The following is a 23,792-nucleotide window of genomic DNA, read 5'->3' on the forward strand; positions in this document are numbered from 1 at the left end:
TAAGTTTAATTAAAACGGGATAATTGTACTGGTTAACGAGCAGAAGAAACACAGGAGAATGTCAGAAATGTGTACTAGATCAAACTTTAAATAAAATAAAAGCACAGTCAATGAACTGTGCTTTAAAAAATTGGCGGAATGGACGGGACTCGAACCCGCGACCCCCTGCGTGACAGGCAGGTATTCTAACCAGCTGAACTACCACTCCGCAGTACTTATATAAGGAGTCAAAATGAAAAAAATTGGCGGAATGGACGGGACTCGAACCCGCGACCCCCTGCGTGACAGGCAGGTATTCTAACCAGCTGAACTACCACTCCGCTAAGTGGTGCGAATAATACTTGTCAAAGTGCATTTCGTCAACTCTTTTTTTAGTTATTTAAAATAGTTGATTAATTAATGCACGGTTTCCGTAAGTTCAGTTTGTGGCATTAAGCGTTTTACCCAAATACAATTCTCTTTACTTTTTTTTTGGATGGCTTTAATTTGTTCTTCATGTGCAAGACGCTCTTCTTCAGTTGGCTGTAATATCTTCAAATCAGTCACCATTTCAACCGCACTTTTTGTCATGGTCTGCACTTGTTCGACTTTGATTTCAGGAGTTTGTGGTTCAGTTTCATCAAACAAACTGACTTGTCCACCGGTCATAGCAAGATAGACATCCCCTAAAATTTCCGCATCCAGTAACGCTCCGTGAAGTGTTCGTTTGCTATTATCGATATGCAAGCGGTCACAAAGCGCATCTAAACTATTTCGTTTGCCTGGATATTGACGGCGAGCAAGCTGTAATGTATCGGTAACAACACAAATATCAGCCGTTTTTATGTCAATATTGTGTTTTTTGAATTCATAGTCCATAAAACCCACATCGAAGGGGGCGTTATGAATGAGCAATTCTGCACCTTTAATAAAATCAATAAATTCTTGAGCAATGCTTGGGAAATCAGGTTTGTCGGCTAACATTTCGTCCGTAATGCCATGAACTTGAATAGCCTCAGGATCAACTGGCCGATCCGGCTTAATATACAGATGCAATTTACGTCCTGTATATTTACGATTAACCATTTCAACGGCACCAATTTCAATAATACAATGCCCTTCATAATGTGCGCCAAATTGGTTCATACCTGTTGTTTCGGTATCTAGCACAATTTGACGTTCGATTTGTGATGCTGATTTTGGAGTTGTCATTAGAATATTCTCAAAATTTACGGTATGATCATCATAACTTTGGCGATTGTATCAGATTATGAAGAAATACATTGAAATTTTTACGGATGGCTCATGTTTAGGCAACCCGGGGGCAGGTGGTATTGGCGTTTTATTACGTTATAAACAACATGAAAAAACGATTTCAAAGGGTTATTTTAAAACAACCAATAACCGCATGGAGCTACGAGCAGTTATTGAAGCATTGGATAGCCTAAAAGAACCTTGCAAAATTACCTTAAGTAGCGATAGTCAATACATGAAAAATGGAATTACGCAGTGGATTTTTAATTGGAAGAAAAATAATTGGAAAGCCAGTACAGGCAAGTCTGTAAAAAACCAAGATTTATGGATTGCACTTGATGCCGCAATTCAACGCCATGAAATCAACTGGAAATGGGTAAAAGGACATGCCGGTCATCGTGAAAATGAAATTTGTGATGAATTAGCCAAACAAGGGGCAGAAAACCCGACTTTAGAAGATATTGGCTATCAAGCTGAATAGAAAAAGTGGCTAATAGTTGAAGAAAACCAATATTAGCCACTTTTTATCTATACTATGCACTGATTAAGTTTGACCAATTATGCGGCAACCATTACCATCGCTGGACGAATGACGCGATTATTGAGTAAATAGCCTTTTTGTAGAACTGTGGTAATTTGGTTTGTTTCAAAGCCTTCTGCAGGTTGCATTGAAATCGCTTGATGTAAATCCGGGTTAAAGGTTTCCCCCACAATCCCTACGGGCTCAATACCAAAACGAGCAACTGTCGCTAATAATTCTTTTAAGGTTAATTCTACACCATCAAATAACCCTTTTATGGACTCATCTTCTTTATTAGCCGGTGTAGCAAGGGCGCGTTCAAGGTTATCAATCGTATTCAAAATATCCTTTGAAAATTTCTCTAGAGCAAACTTATGGGCTTTCTCCACATCTTGTTCAGCACGGCGGCGAATGTTATCCACTTCCGCACGAGCGCGTAACAACGCATCTTGTTCTTTTTTTGCGGCATCAGCAAGCTGTTCTTCCAATTCTTGAACGCGCGCAATCGCTTCTTCTAAAGGATCTGCGGCAGTTTCTTCCGCTTGAACCTCTGGCTGTTCTAATTCTTCTGTGTTTTCAGCCAAATTTTCTTGCTTTAATTCTTGTTCAGACATTGTTTTCTCCGTTTTATCAATGTTATCAATGAAAGTGCGGTCATTTTAGCAAAGGATTTTATGAATGTTAACCTTTGCGCTATGCTTGTTTCGTTGTAATATAAGGGCTGTTTAAGATAATTCAAGCAAAATCTATGGAAATCCAACAAGAACACCGTAATCCGCTACATACTTCCTTTAAAACTATTGGTTTGGTCGGGCGGCCGCGCCATGATGTCACCTTACAAATGCATAAAAATATTTATCTGTGGTTACAAGAGCGTGGTTATCAAGTGCTTGTGGAAGATGAAGTGGGGAAATCATTAGATATTGTCGAATCAGATTTGGCAAATCTTGATGAAATCGGTCAAAAAGCACAGCTAGCGATTGTGATTGGTGGTGATGGCAATATGTTGGGGCGGGCACGTATTTTATCCAAATATGGTATTGCCTTAATTGGGATTAACCGTGGGAATTTAGGCTTTCTTACAGATATCGATCCGAAAAATACTTATGCACAACTACAAGCTTGTTTGAATGGTGAGTTTTTTGTGGAAGAGCGTTTTATGCTTGAGGTTAACGTTGTGCGTAATAACGAAATTATTGCCACAGGCCATGCCATTAACGAAGCGGTAATTCATCCGGCAAAAATAGCCCATATGATTGATTTTCATGTGTATATTGATAATAAATTTGCCTTTTCCCAACGTTCTGATGGCTTAATTATTGCGACGCCAACCGGCTCAACAGCCTATTCTTTATCGGCTGGTGGGCCTATTCTAACACCACAATTAAATGCGATTGCCTTAGTTCCTATGTTCCCACATACGCTTTCATCACGTCCGCTAGTGATTGATGGTAACAGTGAAATTTCTTTACGTTTTGCTGAATATAATACGCCACAATTAGAGGTAGGTTGTGACAGCCAATTAACCTTGAGCTTTAATAGTGATGATATTATTACTGTGAAAAAATCACCCTATAAGTTCCGATTGCTACATCTTCAAAATTATAATTATTACAATGTATTAAGTTCAAAATTAGGCTGGCTAAAAAAACTCTTCTAAAAAATACTGTAAAAAATCACTTTACTGTATATTTAGATATTGTTAATATTAAATGTATACAGTAAAGAGGGTTTTATTATGCTTACTCAACTCACTATTAACAATTTTGCTATTGTCCGCCATTTGGATATTGAACTGGCTAAAGGAATGTCTGTTATTACCGGTGAAACAGGGGCGGGGAAGTCTATCGCTATTGATGCATTAGGTTTGTGCTTAGGGCAACGTACGGAAGCTTCGATGTTACGAGAAGGACAAGAGCGTGCGGATGTGTGTGCGACCTTTGTTATTGAACCACAAAGCCCCGCAGCCAACTGGCTTATTGAGCAAGACTTGCAAGACCAAGATAACCCTGAGAACTGTATTTTACGCCGTATTATTAATAGTGAAGGTCGTTCAAAAGCCTTTATTAATAGCACCCCAGTGTCTGCAGCACAATTAAAAGAACTAGGGCAGCATTTAATTCATATTAATGGACAACACGCATCACAGCTTTTACTCAAAAGTGATTTTCAATTAGAAACGTTGGATAACTTTTGCGCTCATACTACCTTGTTAGCACAAATGCATGAAGATTATCATCAATGGAAAACACTTCAGCAACAAGTCAAAACTTTTAAACAAAAATGTGCTGAAAACGAAGCTAAAAAACAACTTTTACAATATCAAGTCAGTGAATTGGATGAATTTAATCTTCAACCCAATGAATTTTTAGAATTAGAAGAAGATCACAAACGTTTATCAAATAGCGAAGAATTGACCGCACTTTCACAATCAGCATTACAAGTGTTAAGTGAAAATGAAACGGTTAGTGTAGATAGTTTACTTTATCGAGCCATTCAACATTTAGAGGAGTTAGTATCACTCGATCCTAATTATATGGATGTACAAACAATGCTCAATGAGGCATTGATTCAAGTGCAAGAAGCCACCGGTACAATGCATAGTCTTTCATCAGGTATTGAGCAAGATCCATATTTGTTACAGGAAATTGAAACACGAATGGGGCAAGCGATTCAACTTGCGCGTAAACACAATCTCCAACCTACTGATCTTGTTGAGTTTCATCAAACCTTAAAGGCTGAATTAAGTGCATTGTTAGATTTTTCAGAGAGTGAAGAGATATTAATTGAACAAGAAAAACAAGCTTTTAATAAAATGCAACAAACGGCGACCGCACTTCATCAAAGCCGTCAACAAGGGGCAGATAAATTAGCGGCGGAAGTGACTGCTTCGATTAAACAGCTAGCCATGGAAAATGCCCAATTTTTTGTTCATTTAGAGACAGATTACAATAAAATAACGACAAATGGTGCAGATAGTGTTGTTTTTAATTTGCAAAGTAATTTAGGGCAATCAGCACAACCATTGGCAAAAACCGCTTCAGGAGGAGAGCTGTCTCGTATTGCTTTAGCCATTCAAGTGTTGACTTCTGATAAAACAGCTATTCCAACGCTCATTTTTGATGAAATTGATGTGGGGATTAGTGGAGCCACAGCGAGTGTTGTAGGCAAACTTTTGCGCCATTTAGGGAATAAATGCCAAGTCATTTGTGTTACCCATTTACCGCAAGTGGCTTGCCAAGGACATCATCATTTTACGGTAGAGAAATTTACCATAAACGGCAAAACTGAAACCAATATGACCGCACTTTCCGCACAAGAACGTGTTAAAGCCTTAGCAAAATTACTTGGTGGGGCCAGTATTACAGAAAGTGCGCTTGCAAATGCACAAGAAATGTTAATGCTTGCGTTGTAGCAGTGATAATGAAAGACCTTGCTTTAAAAACAAGGTCTTTATTTCGAATTAATGAAATTAAAGAATTGTAAGATGATTTAGAATTTATAAGCTAAGCCAGCAAAAGCAATAATCGGATCAAGTTTAATCGCAACTTCATGTTCTGCGCCTAATGCTTTAAAGTTTGCTTTAGTTCGAATATGTGTATACCACAATGCTGTATTGAGATAGAAATTATCAGTCAATTTAATATCGATACCTGCATTAATCACTGGACCTACAGAATGTTTTTTAACGCGTAAATCAGAGATGTTATCGTTTTTAATTTTTGCGTCAAAGAAACGAGTATAGTTAAGACCAGCACCAATATATGGACGGGAACCAGAATCTTTATTCAAGAAATAATATTGAACATATAAGCTAGGTGGTAAGTGTTTTACTTTAACCGTTTCACCTAATGCGGCTCCTAGTGCAGGAACGCTTGCATCAATAGAATGGCTAAATGGTGTTGCGGCTAATAATTCAACCCCGATATTATCAGTGAGCATATAGGTTCCAGTTAAACCTAATTGTTGATTATCATGTACATTTAATTTTATGTCTGTTGCTGTATTAGTATGTGATGATGAATTTGCAGATACATAGATACCACCTGCACGCACAATCCAGCTACCAGCTTCATGTGCTGAAGCAACGCCGCTCACTAAAGTTGCTGCGATTCCTAATGCTAACATTGTTTTTTTCATAATCGACTCCTATGTCTTACAATGAAATAATAACCCTAATATTGTTGTGCATTTACACAAAACAAACTATACCCCTATTGAGGGATTAAATCTGTGATCTAGATCATAGTTTTAAAAATTAACCTAATTTTTATATCCTGATCTACTGAACTTTTTACATTATTATGTTGTCGGGGCATTTTGATATAAATCAAATTTTCACTTTTTTATGAATTTAATTATAAAGTAGGTATAATGTGCGGTTAAAATTTAATGTGTTTTATTGGATGGTTTATGACGATTAACTTTACTGAACTATTTAAAGATAGCTGGAATTTTGTACGTAATCAACGTCAATTTGTTGTGACGTTTGTGTTGATATTTGTTGGTATCACATGGCTGTTGGCATTGGTTGCACCAGAGCAACCTAGAGCAATGATTTCTGATAATGTAGGTGATGATATGGGTATGATGGTGCAAAAAATCATTCCTTTATTTATCTCTGCTTGGGCACTTGTAGCAATTGATCATATTAGCCAAGGGAAAAATTTAAATTTACAAATATCTGTCATGCAAGCCCTACGCCGTTTTTTAGGTTTTTTCTTGCTAAGCATGTTATGCTTTCTGCCCCTAGGATTAGGCATTCTCAATGGGGTATATGCAATTATACTAAAACAATCCCCTTCTTTTTTTGCTCTTGTTTTAATCGTTCTAGGGATTTTTGTTTTTGTACGCTTTTGCCTCGCACCTATTGCTTATTTAATGGGGGATTGTCATTTTAAAAATGCGCTGCCATATATGCTAAAATTAACACACCGCCGCGGCAGTACATTATTTTTATACTGTCTTATCACTTATTTTTGCTTTCCATTGTTCATTTTTCAATTGACATTATTGGTAGCCAATAGTATTTCATTATTTCTCGTATTTGTGGTGAGTGCGTTTATCAATACTTTTTCACTCGTATTAACATATCGTTTTTATACAATTTTTACACAACAGGTGAAGACCAAATGAAACAACTACTCGAATTTATACCACTCATACTCTTTTTCGTGGTTTACAAACTTTCCGGCATTCAAGCCGCTGCAATAACCTTGATGATAGCAACCGCACTTCAATTGGCCATTTTAAAATTTAAATATGGTGCAATTGAAAAACAACAAGTTATTATGGGAAGTGCGGTGATATTTTTTGGTGCTTTGACCGCCTATTTTAACGAAGTTAAATACTTACAATGGAAAGTGACCCTTGTTTATGCTTTTTTTGCCTGTGTGTTATTAATTGCTCAATTGGGTTTTAAAACACCTTTAATTCAAAAATTACTGGGCAAAGAACTTGAATTGCCCACTGAAGTTTGGCATAAACTTAATCTTGGTTGGGCACTTTTCTTTATTATATGTATGCTCATGAATATTTATATCAGCCAAAATTATTCGGAAGAAATTTGGGTTGATTTTAAATCTTTTGGCATTATTGCTATGACACTTGTTGCCACAGTGGCAACGGGTATTTATATTTATCGTTATCTACCAAAGGACAAAGAATAAGCTATGACAGAACAAAAACAAGCTCGCCAACCTGATGGTTCGTTAATTTTACGTACACTTGCTATGCCATCGGATACCAATGCGAATGGCGATATTTTCGGTGGCTGGATTATGTCACAAATGGATATGGGCGGTGCTATCTTGGCAAAAGAAATTGCCAAAGGTCGTGTCGTTACAGTTTGTGTAGATAAGATCACATTTTTACGCCCAATTTCTGTTGGCGACGTTGTTTGTTGTTACGGGAAATTACTTAAAGTTGGCCGCACTTCTATGCAAGTTAAAATGGAAGTTTGGATCAAACAAGTCTATGAAGGTGTTCGAGATCGATATTGTGTAACGGAAGCGCTTTTTACTTATGTGGCTATCGATAAAGATGGTAAACCACGTCCAGTACCAACCGAAAACAATCCAGAATTAGAACAAGCACTTGCATTGTTAATGCAAGAGAGTAAAAACGAAGCATAGATAAAAGGAGGAAACATGGACTACTTTGTTATTTTCGCTCAAGATATCCCCAATACATTAGAAAAACGCCTTGCTGTTCGTCCAGAGCATCTAGCGCGTTTACAACAGTTACAAGATGAAGAGCGTCTTTTAACTGCCGGGCCTAATCCTACTGCTGATGGCTCTAGCGTAACAGGTTCCACAGTGATTGCTAAATTCGCCAGTCTTGAAGAAGCGCAAACCTGGGCAAGTCAAGATCCTTATGTGGATGCCGGTGTCTATGGAGAAGTGATTATTAAGCCTTATAAGCGCGTCTTCTAATCTATTTATGGCATAGCATACGCACCTTCGAGGTGCGTTTTTTGTCCGAAAAAAAGAAAAAAACATCGTGCTTTTCTTATTTTTATGATCTAAATCATAAAAACTAGCTAATAAGCGACATTTTCTATTGTTACAAATTTGTTGCAAATATAAAATACCCCTAATTAAAACTAGGGATTATAGGGGCGGTTATGAAAACACCACACATTCTTATTGTAGAAGATGAAACCATTACGAGAACAACGCTAAAAAGTATTTTTGAAGCGGAAGGTTATGATGTTTTTGAAGCAACCGATGGGGTACAGATGAACCAAATTTTAGCGGAAAAAGAGATTCATCTTGTTGTTATGGATATTAATTTGCCGGGTAAAAACGGGTTAATGCTTGCTCGAGAACTGCGTGAAAAAGCCAATGTGGGCTTAATGTTTTTAACGGGGCGAGATAATGAAGTTGATCGAATTCTTGGCTTAGAAATTGGGGCGGATGATTATATTACCAAGCCATTCAACCCTCGTGAATTAACTATTCGTGCACGCAATTTATTGCAACGCACCATGAAAAATAGTGAAGAAAAACAAATGCTTGTTGAGTTTTATCGTTTTAACGGTTGGACCTTAGACATTAATCGGCATGTATTGATTAATCCGGAAGGGGAAGAATATAAACTACCTCGCAGTGAATTTCGTGCAATGCTTCATTTCTGTGAAAATCCGGGAAAAATTCAAACGCGTGAAGAGCTTTTGCATAAAATGACAGGGCGCGAACTAAAAGAGAATGATCGTACTGTTGATGTTACTATTCGCCGTATTCGTAAACATTTTGAAAATCACGAAGGAACGCCTGAAATCATCGCGACTATTCATGGTGAAGGTTATCGTTTTTGTGGTGAAATTGAATAAATCATAACTAACACGAATTATAAAAAATATGACAAAGAAAAAACAAAAAATAGGCTCTAATACGATTGCATTAAATAAACGTGCCCGTCACGATTATTTTATAGAAGAAGAAATTGAAGCTGGACTTTCATTACAAGGTTGGGAAGTAAAGTCTATGCGAGCAGGAAAAGCAAATATTAGCGATAGCTACGTTATTTTTAATAACGGTGAAGCTTTTCTGTTTGGTGCCAATATTCAACCTTTAAGTGTGGCTTCAACACATATTGTTTGTGATCCAACCCGAACACGTAAATTATTATTAAGTAAACGTGAATTGGATAGTTTATTTGGTAAAGCAAATCGTGATGGATACACCATTCTCGCGCTTTCCCTTTATTGGAAAGGGGCGTGGGCAAAAGTCAAAGTTGGTTTGGCCAAAGGGAAAAAACAGCATGACAAGCGCGAAGATATCAAAGAACGCGAATGGAAAATGCAAAAAGATCGTATTATGAAAAACACCCAGCGTGGCTAGATTAAACAGCTTCATTAATATGGAGCTGTTTTTTTATGAGAATCATACAGCTTGAGAATTTTTACATAAAAACTTGAAATTAATTTCAGGCTGTATATAATGGCAATATATACTATATAAGGGTAAGGAGAACAAATGAAATTAAGCAAACCGTTGACTGCACGTCAACAAGAAGTGTACAACTTTTTGAAAAGTTATATTGATAAAACAGGTATGCCGCCGACACGTGCAGAAATTTCACGTGAATTGGGTTTTCGTTCTCCCAATGCGGCAGAAGAGCATTTGAAAGCACTTGCGCGTAAAGGTGCTGTAGAGATTTTAGCAGGGACATCACGCGGTATTCGTTTACTACTCGATGCAGCAAATGATGAACTTGAAGGATTACCATTAATTGGGCAAGTTGCAGCAGGTGAACCTATTCTTGCAGAACAACATATTGAAGGAACTTACAAAGTGGATCCGGATATGTTTAAACCTCAAGCAGATTTCTTGCTTAAAGTTTATGGTCAATCTATGAAAAATATCGGTATTATGGATGGCGATCTCCTCGCAGTTCATAGCACGAAAGATGTACGAAATGGTCAAGTGATTGTGGCACGAATTGAAGACGAAGTGACTGTAAAACGTTTAGAGCGTAAAGGTGATGTTATTTATCTTCATGCAGAAAACGAAGAATTCGAGCCTATTGTGGTTAATTTACGTGAAACAGAACATTTCTCAATCGAAGGGATTGCTGTAGGCATTATTCGTAACAATGCTTGGATGTAATCAAACGATATTGCAGATAAATTAGAGGTAATAGGCAATTTGCCTATTACCCTTTTTTATACAACTGTAGCTCCCTTTAGCAGTTTTCGCATCCAACTACGATTTGCGCTTAATGCGTGCATAATATCTTCACTTAATGGTACAGGTTCTCCATAAATAATTGAAGCAAGCGTTTCCCCTAAAATAGGTGCAGAGGTTAAACCGCGTGAACCAAGAGCCGCGATGAGGTAGAGGTTATTGTAATTTACCGCAGATGGAATTGGTTGTTTACGGCGGCGCAAGTTAAACAAGTTTTTGTATTGTTCGGCTTGAGCATAAAAATTTGGCACATTGCCTACCATTGGGATACGGTCACGCACAGCACAGCGTATGCCAACTCTTGCAAGGTTGCTTTGTGTATTCACATCTTGTGTCCAATCTAAACGGAGATTTTTCTGGATTTTTTGTTGATTTTCTTGCTGTTCAATTTCACTAAATTGGCGATCATCACTATCACGCACATGACTTGCACCAATGCAATGACTTGTTTGCGCATAATCCACAGGTGTTAAATAGCCGTCATAACACACGACAGATTTGAGTTTACGTAAGGTTTCGGTTGTCTGAATTTGACTTACCTGACCTCGAACAGGGTAGAGTGGAAGTTGTTCAGTTTGAGTAAAATGATTAACTTTATAACCATTAGCTAACACCACAATATCATGACTAAATTTTTCGTTATTGGCGGTGATAAGTTGCCAACCCACTGGGTTTTGTTCAAGTGCGGTGATTTTTTGCGATGTTTTTATATTTAAACCGAGTGTGTGTAAATAAGCGAAACTATTTTGTACAAACTGACGTGGAGCAAGCCATGCCCCTTTGGGAATAAATCCACCGCCACAAGGTACAGGTAAGCCAATCGCATCACTGAGCTCTTCGGACGTCATTGGGCGATATAAATCAGATGACCAATGATAGCTAGCTATTTTTGCTAATTTCACTTCACTTTTTTCATCGTAACCGCATAGGGCAATACCGCATATTTCGTGTTCAAATTCAATATTGTTGACGATGGCTTGGCGTAATCGTTGGTGCCCATAAGCAAATGCATGGATGTAGAAACGGATATTTCGCAAATCGTCATCGCTAAGCTGTGGATAAAAAGCACCTTGTTTATTGCCTGAAGCATTGAGAGCCAGAGCTTCATCTTCACAATAAACAGTGACCTTTGCGCCGCGTTCTAATAAGGAAAGTGCGGTGAAAAGTGAAGCAATTCCTCCGCCTATAATAGCAATATCGGCTTGACCTTCAAATTGCGCCGCTTGCGGTAAATACCAAGGAGTTTGGGAGTGTTGTTCTGAAGTCTGTGTTTTGGTTCCTGCCAAACATTCTCGTTTATGTCCAAATCCCTTGCGTTTTTCAACTTGAAAGCCGACAGATTCAAGCCCTTTTCTCACCGCACTTGCCGCTGTGAATGTAGCAAAAGTGCCGTTTGTTTTGCTGTAACGGTACATAAAGGTGTAGACTTGTTCATTCCACATATCGGGGTTTTTACTTGGAGCAAAGCCGTCCAGAAACCAAGCATCTACACGATTTTGCATTACATCCCCAAGTTGTGGTAATTGGGTTTGAATATCGCCAAACCAAAGATCTAATGTGGTTTCGGCAAAGTGAATGCGTGTACAGCCTGTGATGGGATCTTGCCAGTTTAATTGTAAGGTGGCGGAAAGCGATTGAAATTCGGGATAGCTTTGATGTGCCTGAATTAAATTTTCTACTGGGATAGGGTGTTTTTCAAAAGAAATGAAAAACAAACGTTTAAGTGGTGAATGTGGGGTTTCTTGGCGAAATTTACGGAAGAGCGTGGTTACTGCAAAGAAATTTAATCCTGTACCGAAACCTGTTTCAGCAATGACAAAATGTGAATCCGTAAACTGTTGCCAACGTTCCCATAAACGATTTCCTTCAAGAAAAACATATTGGGATTCGGCTAAGCCGTTTTGATTTGAGAAATAAACATCATCAAAAGCATCAGAAATTGGGGTATTGGTTTGATCAAAATGGATTTTTGCTGGTTGTACGTGTAACATAATGATTTCTTTTATGGTGTAATTGATACATTATAAGCGCAGAATGATGTAAAGTGGTCGAATGTTGTAATAAAAACTTGATTTATTTTGATTTCATAGTAAATTACCATTCAGCTTACAAGTGTAAGGCGAGTTTAAAATAACCTAGTAACAAAGGAAAAAAGAATGAAAAGAGCCGTTATCACAGGTTTCGGTGTTATCTCTAGTATCGGTAACAACAAAGAAGAAGTTTTAGCCTCATTAAAAGTAGGTAAATCAGGGATTGAAACTGTACCTAGCTTTATCGAAATGGGGATGCGTAGCCATATCGCCGGGACGATTAAATTAGATCCTTCTGAGCATATTGATCGTAAAGTTTATCGTTTTATGGGCGATGCGGCAGCTTATGCTTATCTTTCTATGAAAGAAGCGATTGAAGACGCCGGTTTGACGGAAGAGCAAGTATCTAATGACCGTACCGGTTTAGTTATCGGGGCGGGGACAGGTTCTGCACATAGCCAATTAGTGGCTTGTGATGCGGTCCGTGGTCCACGTGGTGTAAAAGCAGTAGGGCCTTATGCTGTGACGAAAACAATGGCATCAAGTGTATCCGCTTGTTTAGCGACACCTTATAAAATTCGCGGTGTGAACTACTCAATGAGTTCAGCTTGTGCGACATCTGCGCACTGTATTGGTCATGCTTGGGAATTAATCCAATTAGGCAAACAAGACATCGTTTTTGCCGGTGGTGCGGAAGAATTATCTTGGGAATGTGCTACAGAGTTTGATGCAATGGGCGCACTTTCAACAAAATACAATGATACCCCAGAAAAAGCTTCTCGTGCTTATGATGCAAACCGTGACGGTTTCGTTATTGCCGGTGGTGGTGCTGTTGTGGTGGTAGAAGAATTAGAGCACGCATTAGCACGTGGTGCGAAAATCTACGCAGAAATCGTCGGTTATGGTGCAACATCAGATGGCTATGACATGGTAGCACCAAGTGGCGAAGGCGCGGAACGCTGTATGAAACAGGCAATGGCCAACGTAGATAGCCCAATCGATTATATCAACGTACATGGTACATCAACACCGGTGGGTGATGTAAAAGAATTAGGCGCGATCAAAAATGTATTTGGCGACAACGTTCCTGCAATTTCATCAACGAAATCAATGACAGGTCACTCTTTAGGCGCGGCTGGAGCACATGAAATTATTTATACGCTATTAATGTTGGATAATGATTTTATTGCGCCAAGTATCAATATTGAAACCTTAGATGAACAAGCACAAGGTTTAAATATCGTCACAGCAACCAAAGAAAATGCTGGCTTACAAACAGTTATGTCGAATAGCTTTGGTTTTGGTGGTACAAATGCAACCTTGGTGTTTAAACGTTATACCAAATAATTGACGTAAGACAGGATGAAGTGCGGTGAAAATTGATGATGTTTTTCACCGCACTTTTTTTATATTCCAAAATCGAGTATGCTGTGGAAAATTATAAATTAAGGAATGTATTATGACCAATTTAATTGAAATGGGAAAAGCAGCACGCCAAGCGTCCTTTGAGTTAAGTCAGCTTTCAACCCAAGAAAAAAATCGTGCGTTACAAATCATTGCGGATCAACTGGAAGCCAAACAAGATGAGATCTTGCGTGAAAATGCAAAAGATATTGAAAATGCCAGAGAAAAAGGGATTAGCGAGGCGATTATTGATCGTTTGTTATTAACCCCTGAGCGTCTGAAAGGCATTGCCAATGACGTGCGTCATGTGATTTCTTTAGCCGATCCTGTGGGCAAAATTATTGATGGTGGCGTGTTAGATAGTGGTTTGAAATTAGAGCGTTTGCGTGTTCCCGTTGGTGTGATCGGTACAATTTATGAAGCTCGCCCTAATGTGACCATTGATGTGGCAAGCCTTTGCTTGAAAACAGGCAATGCGGTAATTTTACGGGGTGGCAAAGAAACGCAACATTCCAATCAGATTTTAGTTAATGTCGTGCAACACGCCCTTGAACAAGCGGGGTTACCGAAGGCAGCCGTAAAGGCGATTACTGACCCTGACCGCGCATTGGTGATGGAATTGCTGAAGTTGGATCGTTATGTGGATATGATTATTCCACGCGGCGGCGCAAGTTTACATGAGCTTTGTAAACAACATTCAACCATCCCTGTGATCGTGGGCGGAATTGGGGTTTGTCATACCTTTGTAGAGCAAAGTGCGGATCAAAATAGAGCAATTTCGGTGATCAAAAATGCGAAAACCCAACGCCCTAGCACCTGCAATACCTTGGAAACCTTGTTAGTTCAAGAGAGCATTGCCGCGGAATTTTTACCAAAACTCGCTGCAGACTTAAACGTCAACTATTTTGCAGATGCGACTGCGCTGAATATTTTAAAACAGGCTGGTGCGGATGTGCAGGCGGTGCAAGATGAAGATTTGCGTAAAGAATGGCTTTGCACGAATTTAAATGTATTGGTGGTTAAAGATATTCATGCCGCCATCGATCACATTCGCGAATATGGCACGCAACATTCGGAAGCGATTTTAACTGAAAGCCAGCAGTTGGCACGTCAATTCGTGGCGCAAGTGGATGCTGCCGCGGTTTATGTTAATGCGAGCACCCGTTTCACTGACGGCGGACAATTTGGTCTCGGTGCAGAAGTGGCGGTCAGTACACAAAAACTGCACGCCCGAGGCCCTATGGGATTAGAAGCCTTAACCACTTATAAATGGGTGGCTGTGGGGGGTTATACGTCACGAGTGTAGTGCATTTTAGCGTGGTGGGATAACCGCCACGTTTGTGTTTGACAAAGAGCCGAATAGACAAAAGGCGTTAACCGAAGTTAACGCCTTTTTTAAATTCTGGTTGCGGGGGCCGGATTTGAACCGACGGCCTTCGGGTTATGAGCCCGACGAGCTACCAAGCTGCTCCACCCCGCGTCTGATGTGCGTAAATATACGCTTTTCATTTAAGATTGCAAGTCAAAATCGTGCAATTGCCGACAAATTAAACGGATTGGATAAATGATTGCTGAATTTGTCGCCAAAGTTCACGCTTTTGTTTGGCATTTTGTTTCAATTTCGCCAGTTCTTCCGTTTGCCAAAGAGGGCTATTATCCGTTTTCAATTGTTCAAAAGTGCGGTGAATTTTTTCGCTGTTTTCTGACAACAACCAATAATACACCGGTTGTTGAACCTTTAAATGTTGCGCATGATCAAAATCGATAAGCAAACATTCATTTTTCTGTATTTCAACACTGCGCAAAAGATCCCATAAAAAGGGTTCATCAAAATCTAAAGCCGTTTCAGCAATGACAATAAGACGGATTTCTTGTGACACAGGAATATTCACCGCCCCTTTTAGCACATCAGGCCGGCGTAATTGCCATTGCGTAATCCCCATTTCTTGTAGTAACAAATCGCGTCTGTTCATTCGGTTTCCGTTTTCCGTTATAATGCCGATAATTTTAGCCTACCTTATAGGATTTTCCCAAATGATTTCTCTCGAAAGCCAAGTTTTAGAACGCCATTTACATTTATTTCAAGATAAAACCATTTTATTTGCGGGCGGCATTAACGATGATTTTCCGCAACAAATTCGCCCAATGGCAAAAAATGTTGAGATCTGGTCGTGGTATTTTGATTATGCCAAAACGCAAAGTGCGGTGAATTTTTCGGTTGTTTTGGATAAAACCGCGGATTTGATTGTGTATTATTGGACAAAAAACAAAGCGGAAGTCCAATTCCAATTAATGCAATTACTTGCCAATGCAAAGGTTGGACAGGAAGTATTGATCATTGGCGAAAATCGTTGTGGTGTGCGTTCGGTAGAAAAATTGTTGGGCGAATTGGGGGAGGTGGGCAAAATTGATAGCGCGCGCCGTTGTGGCTTGTATCATTTTCAACTACAAAAAACACCGCACTTTCAATTAGATAAATATTGGACGCTTTATGAAAATCCGCTGTTGGGGGGCTTAAGAATTTATAGTTTACCGGGGGTATTTAGTGCCAATGAATTGGATAATGGCACGGCGTTATTGCTCTCAACCATTGATACGCATATTCGTGGCGATGTGTTGGATTTAGGCTGTGGTGCAGGGGGGATTGGCGCGTATTTGAAAAAGCAAAACCCGAAAGCCAATGTTATGATGACCGATATTCACGCCATGGCCATTGAATCGGTGAAGAAAACCTTAGCGGAAAACCAGTTAGACGGTAAGGTGCAGGCAAGTGACGTGTTTTCGCATATTCAAGACAAATTTGATCTCATTATTTCTAATCCACCGTTCCATGACGGCATTGATACCGCTTATCGAGCCGTGAACGAATTGATTAAACAGGCAAAATGGCATTTAAAAGACGGCGGCGAGCTACGCATTGTGGCAAATGCTTTCTTGCCTTATCCTGATTTACTTGACCAATATTTTGGTTCACATGATGTGCTGGCGAAGAATGGAAAATTTAAGGTTTATTCTGTCAGAGCGTAAAGCGAGTAGGGCGAATGGAAATTCGCCCTTGATGATAGCTTATTATTACAAATGCAATGATACTTTTTTGATTGATCACTAAAACGTCTTCTCAAAACTCAAATAAACCCGATTTCGTTTATATGAATAAAGATCCACTAAATTTGAATTCACACGCTGATATTGATAGCTGATTTTCGGCGTAATTCCCCAAAAATGCAGGTTACGATGCCAAAGTGTAACGTTCAGACCTAACTCTCTATCTTGACGTACTTGATTAAAAATGCGGTGAGCTTGGTCAAATTCACGCTTTCCATAACTGAGCTGAATACGGCTGGAAATGCCGCCCCACCATTCTTGCCCCCAACCGATTCGCCCTGTATAGCGTTTTGAGGCTAAAGAACGCTCTAATGTCCGATCTCGCAGCACATCTACACCGCCATAGAGATAACTTTTCGCATTAAAGGCATAAAGTAGCGTGGCAGAACCAAATAATGTTGTGCTATCCGCCAGCTGATTTTCACCCCGATGTTTGAGCTTACCCATTTCCCCTGCGGTAGAAAGTTGCCATTGGGAGGTAAGCCAATGTTCGGCTTCAACTCGAACTCCATAGCCGTGATTGTAGCGATGATTACCATACCAACGCATTTCGTAATAAGGCAAAAAGGAAAGACGACTTTGGGCATTTTGATACTGGTAGCCAAGACTTGAACGGTTTTGTTGATCGTCAAATTGATGATTATCCCAATAGGATTTTCCGCTAAATTGGTTCTCAAAATGCAGATAGTGCGAACCGCTGACGTTCCAATTTTTAGCCAAATTGAGATGATAACTTAGCCCATTTGCCGATTGCGGTAGCGACTCTTCCGTTTTCTTAAACGGCACATTCCCCACCCGAACATAAGGCGAGCTTGAGGCATTATTGACATTGCTTTCGTGCAAATAATTCACACCAAAGTCGAATGTCCAATCCGAACGTTTTTGAATAGCGGCAATATATTGTTCCACTCCATTTGCAATTTGCGGTGGTAATCCGTCCGCTTGTAACTTACGAAATTGTGCAAGTGCGGCTTCATTTTGCCGATCTTCAAACAACATCTGCGCTAAACGAAAACGCACAGGCTGAAAATTAGGGTGTTTCGCAATAATGCCACGATAGAGATCGATTGCCGTTTTATACTCCCCCTGACTTGCCAAAATAATGCCGTTGGCATAATCGATCAGTATCAAATCGGGATTGGGTGTTTGTTGATAAATCCACACCAGTTCAGGCAATAAATGAAATTGTCGGCTATCAATCGCCCGATTTAACATTTGACGAGTCAGTTCAGGCTTACTAATAAGCTCTTTAGTTAAAGTGATTTCCTCACTATTTGCGGATTTTTCTGAAAAAATAACCGCTTGTTGTGGTAATGTAGGCTCGGCGGATTTGATTTCCAATTCGGGGGTTGCGTTTACTGCTAAAGGAATAAAAAAGGTAAGGGAGAGATATTTTTTCATAAATTTAAGTGTAATTTGCTATGCCCAAATAGGCGTTTATACAAGTTTTCATTAAAGATGAAGTAACAAATTACACTTAAAGCTAAAGTCAGAATAATTCTGGAGGAAAAACCGCACGTTTTTCAGATAAGATTTCTTGAGCCTCTTGCATTGCTTGTAGTGTTACGGCATTTGGCACTTTGACTTCAAATGGTATTGCCTTCTCCTTTGCAACACGAGTTACCGCCATGCGTAAGAATTCAGACATCGTTAGGCCCATTGCTTTTAGTGCAGCAGTTGCTTCATCTTTAATGCCATTATCAATTCTAGCTCGGATATAAGTTTCACTCATATAGAATACTCCTTCTCATTTGTAGTCCTATTGTAGTCTTTTTTGAACAATAAGTACAATTTAAAGAATGAAACCCACACAGAAAACTTGTTAATGTGTGGGGTGAATTTATATCCTACGATTGATTATTGACGTTTGCCTCCGAAACTAATCGTATGTGTATTTGGTGTATAAGTTACAATGCCTACAGCTTCTTCTGCATTTGGTCCTGCAAAATATCCTATATAACTATATTCATTTAAAACAGAATTTTGCTGACTAACCGTACCGCTAAATACAACAGCATCATTTGATGATACGATATTACCATTGTTTAGATCATAGTTTCCTGATTTCAAATTTTGAATATTTCCTGAAACAACTCCAGTTTTAAAATTAGCATCAAGAGTAAGATTACCGACAGATTGATATGGAGTATAAGTTTTCATACCAGCATTATCTTCTTTCTCTATATATCCAGTTTCAATTGCCTTGCCTTTATATGTTGCAGAATTTCCTTGTGTAATAAATTCTGCAGTATTTTCAGTTTGTAGCGCCACAAAACCTGATTTACTTTTTATTTCTCCCGTAGTGTATGATAGCTCATAATCTAGCCCGAAATTAGAATTATGAATTGTACCGCCATTTCCAACCCAACTAGCATAGGTAGAATAAGGTTGATTTACAAAATAGATAGTTCCTTTTTCACCTAAATTTGTAGCAACATCTTCCATATTACCATTTTGCAAACGTTGGCTAATTCCCTTAGCAGTAATCTTTGAAGCATGAACTTCATCATCAGTCGGAGCTTCATAGAAATTAATTTTGTCTGCCATAACTCTATCAAACCCACTCTGAGTATCATTTCCTAACCATTCAAAATGATCACCGCTAGGTAAAAAATATCTTGAACGAGCATTATTATTTTCGCCAGTATGTCGCCAAGTCGAACTCTCCGCAGTAAATGTTTTTTGAGCTTCTTCTAATCTACGTTGTTCTTCTGCAAGACGTTCTGCTTCTTCTTGTGCTTTACGTTTAGCCTCTTCAAGATAAGGGGATAACTCAGCTTCTAATTTAGCTATATCTTCTCGAGCTTTTGCCAAATCTTTAGCGGCTTTATCCGCTGCGGCTTGGGCTTTTGCTTGTTCTGTAGCAGTTGCATTTTCAGCATTTTTTAGTGCTTGTTGCGCAGCTGCAAGATCTTTTGCAGCTTTATCCGCTGCTGCTTGAGCTTTCGCTTTTTCTGCCGCAGTGGCATTTTCTGCATTTTTTAACGCTTGTTGTGCTTTTGCCAATTCAGCTTCAGCCTTAGCTTTAGCCGCTTCTACTGCTTTTACTTTTTCGGTTGCTTCATTTGCACTATTTTGTGCAGATTTAACCGCTTGTTGCTCTACTTCCACCTGTTTTTTCAATGCTTCGATTTGTTTTGCTTGTTCTGGATTATTCGTTGGTGCAGATGAACCACCGCCACCACCGCCCGAGCTACAAGCTGTGACACCTAATGAAACTAAAATTGCCATTGCTGCTGTTTTAACTGACAAACGCATAGAAAGACCTCATTTTAATGTGTTATTTAATAAAAATATGTGTAAAATACGAGCTATTTTAAAAGTAGACTTAATCTTCCGCTAACAACAGATAGTGTGGCGAAACCACTCAATTTGTGGGTGGACAAATCAATGGAGGGGAGTTTGTGAGTGTTAATGAGAAAATTCGTATGATGCGAGAAATGAATCAATGGTCACAAGAAGAAATGGCGGCAAAAATGAATATGTCAACGAATGGTTACGCTAAAATTGAACGTGGTGAAACCAAGCTTAATTTGCATAAACTTGAACAGATTGCCCAAATCCTTAATATTGACATATTAGAATTGATGCATAGTGAAGGAAAAGGGGTTCTGTTTTTAATGAATGAACATGCCAATAACACAAACTATTATGGGAATCCTGAAAACCTTACTGCTGAAATTGAAAAATTAAAGCTGACAATAGCGCACAAAGATGAAATGTTAATGCAGAAAAATGAGGAAATTGTGGCATTGAAAGAAATTATCACGTTGTTAAAAACAAAAGCCAATGAATAATGAAATTTATGGCAAGTTAAAATGCTTAATAGTAGTAATTCAACTATTGCGGCAAAAAGGAACGCAATATTACTTACATAGGGGATAGAGGCTTTAGGGCGAATGGAAATTCGCCCTTTTGTATGTTTAAGGTAATTTGGAAAGTACGCAATAACCTTTTTCAATGCCGATGATTTGATAATTGGTATCAGCGCAAATAAAGGCAGATTGTCCTTGCGTGAGTTCAAGTGCGGTTGAATTAGCGCGAATTTCTAGTTTGCCTTCCATCACAAATAAAATCGTGGCATTTTTTGCAGTAGATTGGATATTGAAATTCGGCGCAAAATTCACGTTTTCTAAGGCAAAATCTTTCGCAGGTGTCCAGTAGTCATGGGAGCCGTTGCCTTGTGGGGCGGCCGGGATGAGTTCCGGGATGACTTCGCGGCAATCTACAATTTTGAGTAATTCCGGAATATCCACGTGTTTTGGTGTTAAGCCACCGCGGATGACATTGTCTGAACATGCCATTAATTCGATATTTTGACCACGTAAATAGGCGTGTGGAATTCCTGCATCTTGGTAAATGCCTTGTCCTTGTGGGACGTGAACGATATTAAATAAATAGAAGCACATCAAACCCGCATCTAATTTATCTGCGGGGATTTGCATTGCATCACGGCAGTAAAGCACCCAATAATCAGGGTTTTCAGGCGAGAGATCTTCTTGTTTTCTTGACGCAAAAATAGGGTTTAACCAAGCTTCGAGTTGAGCTTGATCCGCTTGCATAATGTTGGCATAGAAGCTGTGTAAATCTTGTTTTTCTAATTGATCCGCAAGCTCGGAGAAATGGGCTTTTTCGCGTAAGGTTGCCAAAATTTGAGCTTTAGGTTTGAAACCGTGTAATAACCAGAAATCAGATAACGCGATCATCATTTCGGGTTTATGGTTGTTGTCTTTATAAGTTCGTTTTGGATCTTTTAAATCAACACCACGCGCATTTTCAGCGGCAAAACCGAGTTCGGCTTCGGCTTTAGTTGGGTGAAGTTGAATAGAGAGTGGAGCTTTTACGTCAAGAATTTTGAGTAAATAGGGTAGCTCATCCCCAAACGTTTGACGGCTTTGTTCGCCAAGTGCGGTTGGATTTTGCTTCAAAAATTCAATTAAAGACTGATTTGTGCCGTTGACTTCGATTTGTGATGGCGAAGAAACATGCGCACCCAGCCACCATTCTGCGTATTGTGTGTTTGGTTCTTTATTAAAGTGAATTAAGTTAGGAAGATAATCTTCACCGCCCCAAACGTAATTTTGTAATGTTCCCGTTAGCTTATAAATTCCCGTCATTTTTTGTCCTATTTATGATGAAATATTTGGACTGGTATTGTATCAGAATTGGTGAGATTGCGCGGAAAAATCCCGTTAAGTGCGGTGAAATTTTGTTGTATTTTGACCAATAAAAAAGGGCATAATATTTTCATTATGCCCTTTGTATTGGATGATGATTAAATCGCCGCTACGCCCCAAATGGCTACAATAGTGTAAAGTACCGCTAATCCGTAAAAGATGAAGCCGCCTGCCGGAACATGCACTTTAATATCGTGCATACCGTGATGAACGCGGTGTAAGCCAGCCCACATTGGGAAAATAGTCAATGCTAAGATGACTAATTTGCCGAACCAGTGATGGGCAAATGCGATAATACCTTCAGGGCTAATCATACCGAATGGTAATAATACGCCTAGGATTAGAATTAATACAGGGAACGCAAGACCGCTCACCATACCGCCGGCACTAAACATCAACCATACAGGTGGCTCGTTAGAGCGTTGTGGATTTTGATAGCTCATATTCTTTGCTCCCTAGATAAAGGCTAATACTAAGCCAAGGATTGAAACAACCACAAATAAACCTTGAAGTGATTTTTTGATCACATCAGCTTTAATTCCTGTGGTACCGGACATTACTTCACCTGTCATATTGAATAAGGTGAATGCATGTAACAATAATGCGGCAAGTGAAATTAAGTTTAAGATCACCACAACCGGATTTTGTAAGAATTCAACAAATCCTGTTTCAAAGGTGTTTGAACCTAACGCAAATACACCTTTAAGCAACACTAAGCAGAACCACACTGTTGGAAGTGCGGTGGCTTCGCGCAACATATAGAATTTGTAGAAATCCCAACTTTTCCACCAAGTCGGGGTGATTTCGCGTACGTATTTTTTACGTTTACTTGTTAATTCGCTCATAGTATTCCCCGCTTATGCTTTTGGTTTTAACATTGAGATTAAGTAGTCTTTCGCGCTTTCCAATTTACCTTGGTTAATCGCTGCCGCAGGGTTTACGTGTTTCGGACAAACTTCTGAACACGCGCCTACGAATGTACAAGACCACACACCGTTTTCACCATTGATAATTGGCATACGCTCTGCTTTACCATTATCACGGTTATCTAAGTTATAACGGTGAGCCATTGTTAATGCTGCAGGGCCTACGAATTCCGGGTTTAAACCGAATTGTGGGCAAGCTGCGTAACATAAACCACAGTTGATACACATTGAGAATTGACGGTATTTTTCCAACTGTTTTGGTGTTTGTTTAGTACGACTTTTCGCAAGTTCTGTATTTTCATGCGGTTTGCCGTCTAATTCAGGCATTTTGTTACCGATGATATACGGTTTAATGCTTTCTAAACTTTCAATGAAGTGACTTAAATCTACAACCAAATCGCGTTCAATTGGGAAGTTTGCCAAAGCTTCAATACGCATATGACCGCTATAGTCGCGTAAGAAAGTTTTACAGGCTAACTTAGGAATACCGTTCACCATCATACCGCACGAACCACAAATCGCCATACGGCAAGACCAGCGGTAAGATAGTTCAGGTTCTAAGCGGTCTTTAATATAACCTAACGCATCTAATAATGATGTTTGGTTATCGTAAGGCACTTGATAGGTTGTCAAATGCGGCTCTTTGTCAGTTTCAGGATTGTAACGCAAGATTTCTACGTTCATTACTTGATTCGTCATTGTTGCGT

Annotated in this window: 26 protein-coding genes and 3 tRNA genes; 14 read left to right on the forward strand and 15 right to left on the reverse strand. The window is 39.2% G+C overall.

What is annotated here, in order from left to right:
• Positions 1–131: 131 nt before the first annotated feature.
• The 3 genes from Q0O89_RS02725 to dnaQ all read right to left on the reverse strand — a co-directional run bounded on the left by Q0O89_RS02725 (position 132) and on the right by dnaQ (position 1,191).
• Positions 132–208, reverse strand: a tRNA-Asp gene (locus tag Q0O89_RS02725).
• 35 nt (positions 209–243) lie between these two features.
• Positions 244–320: transfer RNA gene (locus tag Q0O89_RS02730), tRNA-Asp, on the reverse strand.
• 76 nt (positions 321–396) lie between these two features.
• Positions 397–1,191 (reverse strand): DNA polymerase III subunit epsilon, encoded by a 795-nt coding sequence (dnaQ, locus tag Q0O89_RS02735; protein WP_293730238.1) that lies wholly within the window; start codon positions 1,189–1,191, stop codon positions 397–399.
• A 58-nt stretch (positions 1,192–1,249) separates the two neighbouring features.
• Between dnaQ and rnhA the strand changes: the two genes are divergently transcribed.
• The gene (rnhA, locus tag Q0O89_RS02740; protein WP_293730239.1) at positions 1,250–1,714 is read left to right on the forward strand and encodes a ribonuclease HI; all 465 of its coding nucleotides are present in this window, start codon (positions 1,250–1,252) and stop codon (positions 1,712–1,714) included.
• 77 nt (positions 1,715–1,791) lie between these two features.
• On the opposite strand, the gene grpE is transcribed toward rnhA, so the two are convergent.
• On the reverse strand, positions 1,792–2,388 hold the full coding sequence (gene grpE, locus Q0O89_RS02745; protein WP_293730266.1) for a nucleotide exchange factor GrpE: 597 nt from the start codon (positions 2,386–2,388) through the stop codon (positions 1,792–1,794).
• A gap of 113 nt (positions 2,389–2,501) precedes the next feature.
• On the opposite strand from grpE, the gene Q0O89_RS02750 reads away from it, so the two are divergent.
• The gene (locus tag Q0O89_RS02750) at positions 2,502–3,413 is read left to right on the forward strand and encodes an NAD(+) kinase (protein ID WP_293730240.1); all 912 of its coding nucleotides are present in this window, start codon (positions 2,502–2,504) and stop codon (positions 3,411–3,413) included.
• 78 nt (positions 3,414–3,491) lie between these two features.
• A complete protein-coding gene (gene recN / locus Q0O89_RS02755; RefSeq protein WP_293730241.1) occupies positions 3,492–5,168 on the forward strand; it encodes a DNA repair protein RecN in 1,677 nt (558 codons plus the stop codon).
• Positions 5,169–5,245: 77 nt separating this feature from the next.
• On the opposite strand, the gene Q0O89_RS02760 is transcribed toward recN, so the two are convergent.
• Positions 5,246–5,893 (reverse strand): OmpW family outer membrane protein, encoded by a 648-nt coding sequence (locus Q0O89_RS02760; protein WP_293730242.1) that lies wholly within the window; start codon positions 5,891–5,893, stop codon positions 5,246–5,248.
• Positions 5,894–6,166: 273 nt separating this feature from the next.
• Between Q0O89_RS02760 and Q0O89_RS02765 the strand changes: the two genes are divergently transcribed.
• The 7 genes from Q0O89_RS02765 (at position 6,167) to lexA (ending at position 10,365) form a co-directional block, all read left to right on the forward strand.
• The gene (locus tag Q0O89_RS02765; RefSeq protein ID WP_293730243.1) at positions 6,167–6,889 is read left to right on the forward strand and encodes a hypothetical protein; all 723 of its coding nucleotides are present in this window, start codon (positions 6,167–6,169) and stop codon (positions 6,887–6,889) included.
• Positions 6,886–7,422, forward strand: a complete 537-nt coding sequence (locus Q0O89_RS02770; RefSeq protein ID WP_293730244.1) for a septation protein A — start codon at positions 6,886–6,888, stop codon at positions 7,420–7,422. Before Q0O89_RS02765 ends, Q0O89_RS02770 begins: the two co-directional genes overlap by 4 nt.
• A gap of 3 nt (positions 7,423–7,425) precedes the next feature.
• Positions 7,426–7,887 (forward strand): acyl-CoA thioester hydrolase YciA, encoded by a 462-nt coding sequence (gene yciA, locus Q0O89_RS02775; protein WP_293730245.1) that lies wholly within the window; start codon positions 7,426–7,428, stop codon positions 7,885–7,887.
• Positions 7,888–7,902: 15 nt separating this feature from the next.
• On the forward strand, positions 7,903–8,187 hold the full coding sequence (locus Q0O89_RS02780; protein WP_293730246.1) for a YciI family protein: 285 nt from the start codon (positions 7,903–7,905) through the stop codon (positions 8,185–8,187).
• A gap of 191 nt (positions 8,188–8,378) precedes the next feature.
• The gene (arcA, locus tag Q0O89_RS02785) at positions 8,379–9,086 is read left to right on the forward strand and encodes a two-component system response regulator ArcA (protein ID WP_293730247.1); all 708 of its coding nucleotides are present in this window, start codon (positions 8,379–8,381) and stop codon (positions 9,084–9,086) included.
• 28 nt (positions 9,087–9,114) lie between these two features.
• Complete coding sequence (gene smpB, locus Q0O89_RS02790; protein WP_293730248.1) at positions 9,115–9,597, forward strand: SsrA-binding protein SmpB; 483 nt, start codon at positions 9,115–9,117, stop codon at positions 9,595–9,597.
• Positions 9,598–9,732: 135 nt separating this feature from the next.
• The gene (lexA, locus tag Q0O89_RS02795) at positions 9,733–10,365 is read left to right on the forward strand and encodes a transcriptional repressor LexA (RefSeq protein ID WP_293730249.1); all 633 of its coding nucleotides are present in this window, start codon (positions 9,733–9,735) and stop codon (positions 10,363–10,365) included.
• A gap of 56 nt (positions 10,366–10,421) precedes the next feature.
• Here the strand turns inward: lexA and mnmC are convergent, their stop codons facing one another.
• On the reverse strand, positions 10,422–12,434 hold the full coding sequence (gene mnmC, locus Q0O89_RS02800) for a bifunctional tRNA (5-methylaminomethyl-2-thiouridine)(34)-methyltransferase MnmD/FAD-dependent 5-carboxymethylaminomethyl-2-thiouridine(34) oxidoreductase MnmC (protein ID WP_293730250.1): 2,013 nt from the start codon (positions 12,432–12,434) through the stop codon (positions 10,422–10,424).
• Positions 12,435–12,599: 165 nt separating this feature from the next.
• Here mnmC and fabB point away from each other — a divergent pair, with 165 nt between their 5' ends.
• Together fabB and proA are read left to right on the forward strand one after the other, a co-directional pair.
• Entirely contained in the window at positions 12,600–13,820 is a 1,221-nt protein-coding gene (gene fabB, locus Q0O89_RS02805) for a beta-ketoacyl-ACP synthase I (RefSeq protein WP_293730251.1), read from the forward strand.
• A gap of 112 nt (positions 13,821–13,932) precedes the next feature.
• Positions 13,933–15,183, forward strand: coding sequence for a glutamate-5-semialdehyde dehydrogenase (gene proA, locus Q0O89_RS02810; RefSeq protein ID WP_293730252.1), 1,251 nt, complete (start codon positions 13,933–13,935; stop codon positions 15,181–15,183).
• A 97-nt stretch (positions 15,184–15,280) separates the two neighbouring features.
• Here proA and Q0O89_RS02815 read toward each other — a convergent pair.
• Positions 15,281–15,357 (reverse strand) — tRNA-Met (locus Q0O89_RS02815).
• A gap of 67 nt (positions 15,358–15,424) precedes the next feature.
• On the reverse strand, positions 15,425–15,850 hold the full coding sequence (locus Q0O89_RS02820; protein WP_293730253.1) for a DNA polymerase III subunit psi: 426 nt from the start codon (positions 15,848–15,850) through the stop codon (positions 15,425–15,427).
• A 61-nt stretch (positions 15,851–15,911) separates the two neighbouring features.
• Between Q0O89_RS02820 and rsmC the strand changes: the two genes are divergently transcribed.
• Entirely contained in the window at positions 15,912–16,904 is a 993-nt protein-coding gene (gene rsmC, locus Q0O89_RS02825) for a 16S rRNA (guanine(1207)-N(2))-methyltransferase RsmC (protein ID WP_293730254.1), read from the forward strand.
• 78 nt (positions 16,905–16,982) lie between these two features.
• Here rsmC and Q0O89_RS02830 read toward each other — a convergent pair whose 3' ends face one another.
• The 3 genes from Q0O89_RS02830 to Q0O89_RS02840 all read right to left on the reverse strand — a co-directional run bounded on the left by Q0O89_RS02830 (position 16,983) and on the right by Q0O89_RS02840 (position 20,240).
• Complete coding sequence (locus Q0O89_RS02830) at positions 16,983–18,383, reverse strand: porin family protein (RefSeq protein WP_293730255.1); 1,401 nt, start codon at positions 18,381–18,383, stop codon at positions 16,983–16,985.
• An 88-nt stretch (positions 18,384–18,471) separates the two neighbouring features.
• A complete protein-coding gene (locus tag Q0O89_RS02835) occupies positions 18,472–18,714 on the reverse strand; it encodes a type II toxin-antitoxin system RelB/DinJ family antitoxin (RefSeq protein WP_293730256.1) in 243 nt (80 codons plus the stop codon).
• Positions 18,715–18,839: 125 nt separating this feature from the next.
• Entirely contained in the window at positions 18,840–20,240 is a 1,401-nt protein-coding gene (locus Q0O89_RS02840) for a hypothetical protein (RefSeq protein ID WP_293730257.1), read from the reverse strand.
• A gap of 146 nt (positions 20,241–20,386) precedes the next feature.
• Here Q0O89_RS02840 and Q0O89_RS02845 point away from each other — a divergent pair, with 146 nt between their 5' ends.
• A complete protein-coding gene (locus Q0O89_RS02845; RefSeq protein ID WP_273397330.1) occupies positions 20,387–20,779 on the forward strand; it encodes a helix-turn-helix transcriptional regulator in 393 nt (130 codons plus the stop codon).
• A gap of 126 nt (positions 20,780–20,905) precedes the next feature.
• Here the strand turns inward: Q0O89_RS02845 and manA are convergent, their stop codons facing one another.
• The 4 genes from manA to Q0O89_RS02865 all read right to left on the reverse strand — a co-directional run bounded on the left by manA (position 20,906) and on the right by Q0O89_RS02865 (position 23,784).
• Entirely contained in the window at positions 20,906–22,099 is a 1,194-nt protein-coding gene (gene manA, locus Q0O89_RS02850) for a mannose-6-phosphate isomerase, class I (protein ID WP_293730258.1), read from the reverse strand.
• A gap of 158 nt (positions 22,100–22,257) precedes the next feature.
• Positions 22,258–22,602: a fumarate reductase subunit FrdD gene (gene frdD / locus Q0O89_RS02855; protein ID WP_293730259.1), complete on the reverse strand. Its 345-nt coding sequence runs from the start codon at positions 22,600–22,602 to the stop codon at positions 22,258–22,260.
• Positions 22,603–22,614: 12 nt separating this feature from the next.
• Positions 22,615–23,004, reverse strand: coding sequence for a fumarate reductase subunit FrdC (gene frdC, locus Q0O89_RS02860; protein WP_273318557.1), 390 nt, complete (start codon positions 23,002–23,004; stop codon positions 22,615–22,617).
• A gap of 12 nt (positions 23,005–23,016) precedes the next feature.
• Positions 23,017–23,784 carry a succinate dehydrogenase/fumarate reductase iron-sulfur subunit gene (locus Q0O89_RS02865; RefSeq protein ID WP_135709778.1) on the reverse strand — a complete coding sequence of 256 codons (768 nt, stop codon included), beginning with the start codon at positions 23,782–23,784 and terminating at the stop codon, positions 23,017–23,019.
• Positions 23,785–23,792 lie beyond the last annotated feature (8 nt).

This window comes from uncultured Actinobacillus sp. (genome assembly GCF_945915845.1).
In the GTDB taxonomy this organism is placed as follows: Bacteria; Pseudomonadota; Gammaproteobacteria; order Enterobacterales; family Pasteurellaceae; genus Exercitatus.

Excerpts from the sequence above, each read along its gene's own strand:
- dnaQ (WP_293730238.1), bottom strand. The coding sequence starts at position 1,191 with ATGACAACTCCAAAATCAGCATCACAAATCGAACGTCAAATTGTGCTA.
- rnhA (WP_293730239.1), top strand. The coding sequence starts at position 1,250 with ATGAAGAAATACATTGAAATTTTTACGGATGGCTCATGTTTAGGCAAC.
- Q0O89_RS02750 (WP_293730240.1), top strand. The coding sequence starts at position 2,502 with ATGGAAATCCAACAAGAACACCGTAATCCGCTACATACTTCCTTTAAA.
- recN (WP_293730241.1), top strand. The coding sequence starts at position 3,492 with ATGCTTACTCAACTCACTATTAACAATTTTGCTATTGTCCGCCATTTG.
- Q0O89_RS02760 (WP_293730242.1), bottom strand. The coding sequence starts at position 5,893 with ATGAAAAAAACAATGTTAGCATTAGGAATCGCAGCAACTTTAGTGAGC.
- Q0O89_RS02765 (WP_293730243.1), top strand. The coding sequence starts at position 6,167 with ATGACGATTAACTTTACTGAACTATTTAAAGATAGCTGGAATTTTGTA.
- Q0O89_RS02770 (WP_293730244.1), top strand. The coding sequence starts at position 6,886 with ATGAAACAACTACTCGAATTTATACCACTCATACTCTTTTTCGTGGTT.
- yciA (WP_293730245.1), top strand. The coding sequence starts at position 7,426 with ATGACAGAACAAAAACAAGCTCGCCAACCTGATGGTTCGTTAATTTTA.
- Q0O89_RS02780 (WP_293730246.1), top strand. The coding sequence starts at position 7,903 with ATGGACTACTTTGTTATTTTCGCTCAAGATATCCCCAATACATTAGAA.
- arcA (WP_293730247.1), top strand. The coding sequence starts at position 8,379 with ATGAAAACACCACACATTCTTATTGTAGAAGATGAAACCATTACGAGA.
- smpB (WP_293730248.1), top strand. The coding sequence starts at position 9,115 with ATGACAAAGAAAAAACAAAAAATAGGCTCTAATACGATTGCATTAAAT.
- lexA (WP_293730249.1), top strand. The coding sequence starts at position 9,733 with ATGAAATTAAGCAAACCGTTGACTGCACGTCAACAAGAAGTGTACAAC.
- mnmC (WP_293730250.1), bottom strand. The coding sequence starts at position 12,434 with ATGTTACACGTACAACCAGCAAAAATCCATTTTGATCAAACCAATACC.
- fabB (WP_293730251.1), top strand. The coding sequence starts at position 12,600 with ATGAAAAGAGCCGTTATCACAGGTTTCGGTGTTATCTCTAGTATCGGT.
- proA (WP_293730252.1), top strand. The coding sequence starts at position 13,933 with ATGACCAATTTAATTGAAATGGGAAAAGCAGCACGCCAAGCGTCCTTT.
- Q0O89_RS02820 (WP_293730253.1), bottom strand. The coding sequence starts at position 15,850 with ATGAACAGACGCGATTTGTTACTACAAGAAATGGGGATTACGCAATGG.
- rsmC (WP_293730254.1), top strand. The coding sequence starts at position 15,912 with ATGATTTCTCTCGAAAGCCAAGTTTTAGAACGCCATTTACATTTATTT.
- Q0O89_RS02830 (WP_293730255.1), bottom strand. The coding sequence starts at position 18,383 with ATGAAAAAATATCTCTCCCTTACCTTTTTTATTCCTTTAGCAGTAAAC.
- Q0O89_RS02835 (WP_293730256.1), bottom strand. The coding sequence starts at position 18,714 with ATGAGTGAAACTTATATCCGAGCTAGAATTGATAATGGCATTAAAGAT.
- Q0O89_RS02840 (WP_293730257.1), bottom strand. The coding sequence starts at position 20,240 with ATGCGTTTGTCAGTTAAAACAGCAGCAATGGCAATTTTAGTTTCATTA.
- manA (WP_293730258.1), bottom strand. The coding sequence starts at position 22,099 with ATGACGGGAATTTATAAGCTAACGGGAACATTACAAAATTACGTTTGG.
- frdD (WP_293730259.1), bottom strand. The coding sequence starts at position 22,602 with ATGAGCTATCAAAATCCACAACGCTCTAACGAGCCACCTGTATGGTTG.
- frdC (WP_273318557.1), bottom strand. The coding sequence starts at position 23,004 with ATGAGCGAATTAACAAGTAAACGTAAAAAATACGTACGCGAAATCACC.
- Q0O89_RS02865 (WP_135709778.1), bottom strand. The coding sequence starts at position 23,784 with ATGACGAATCAAGTAATGAACGTAGAAATCTTGCGTTACAATCCTGAA.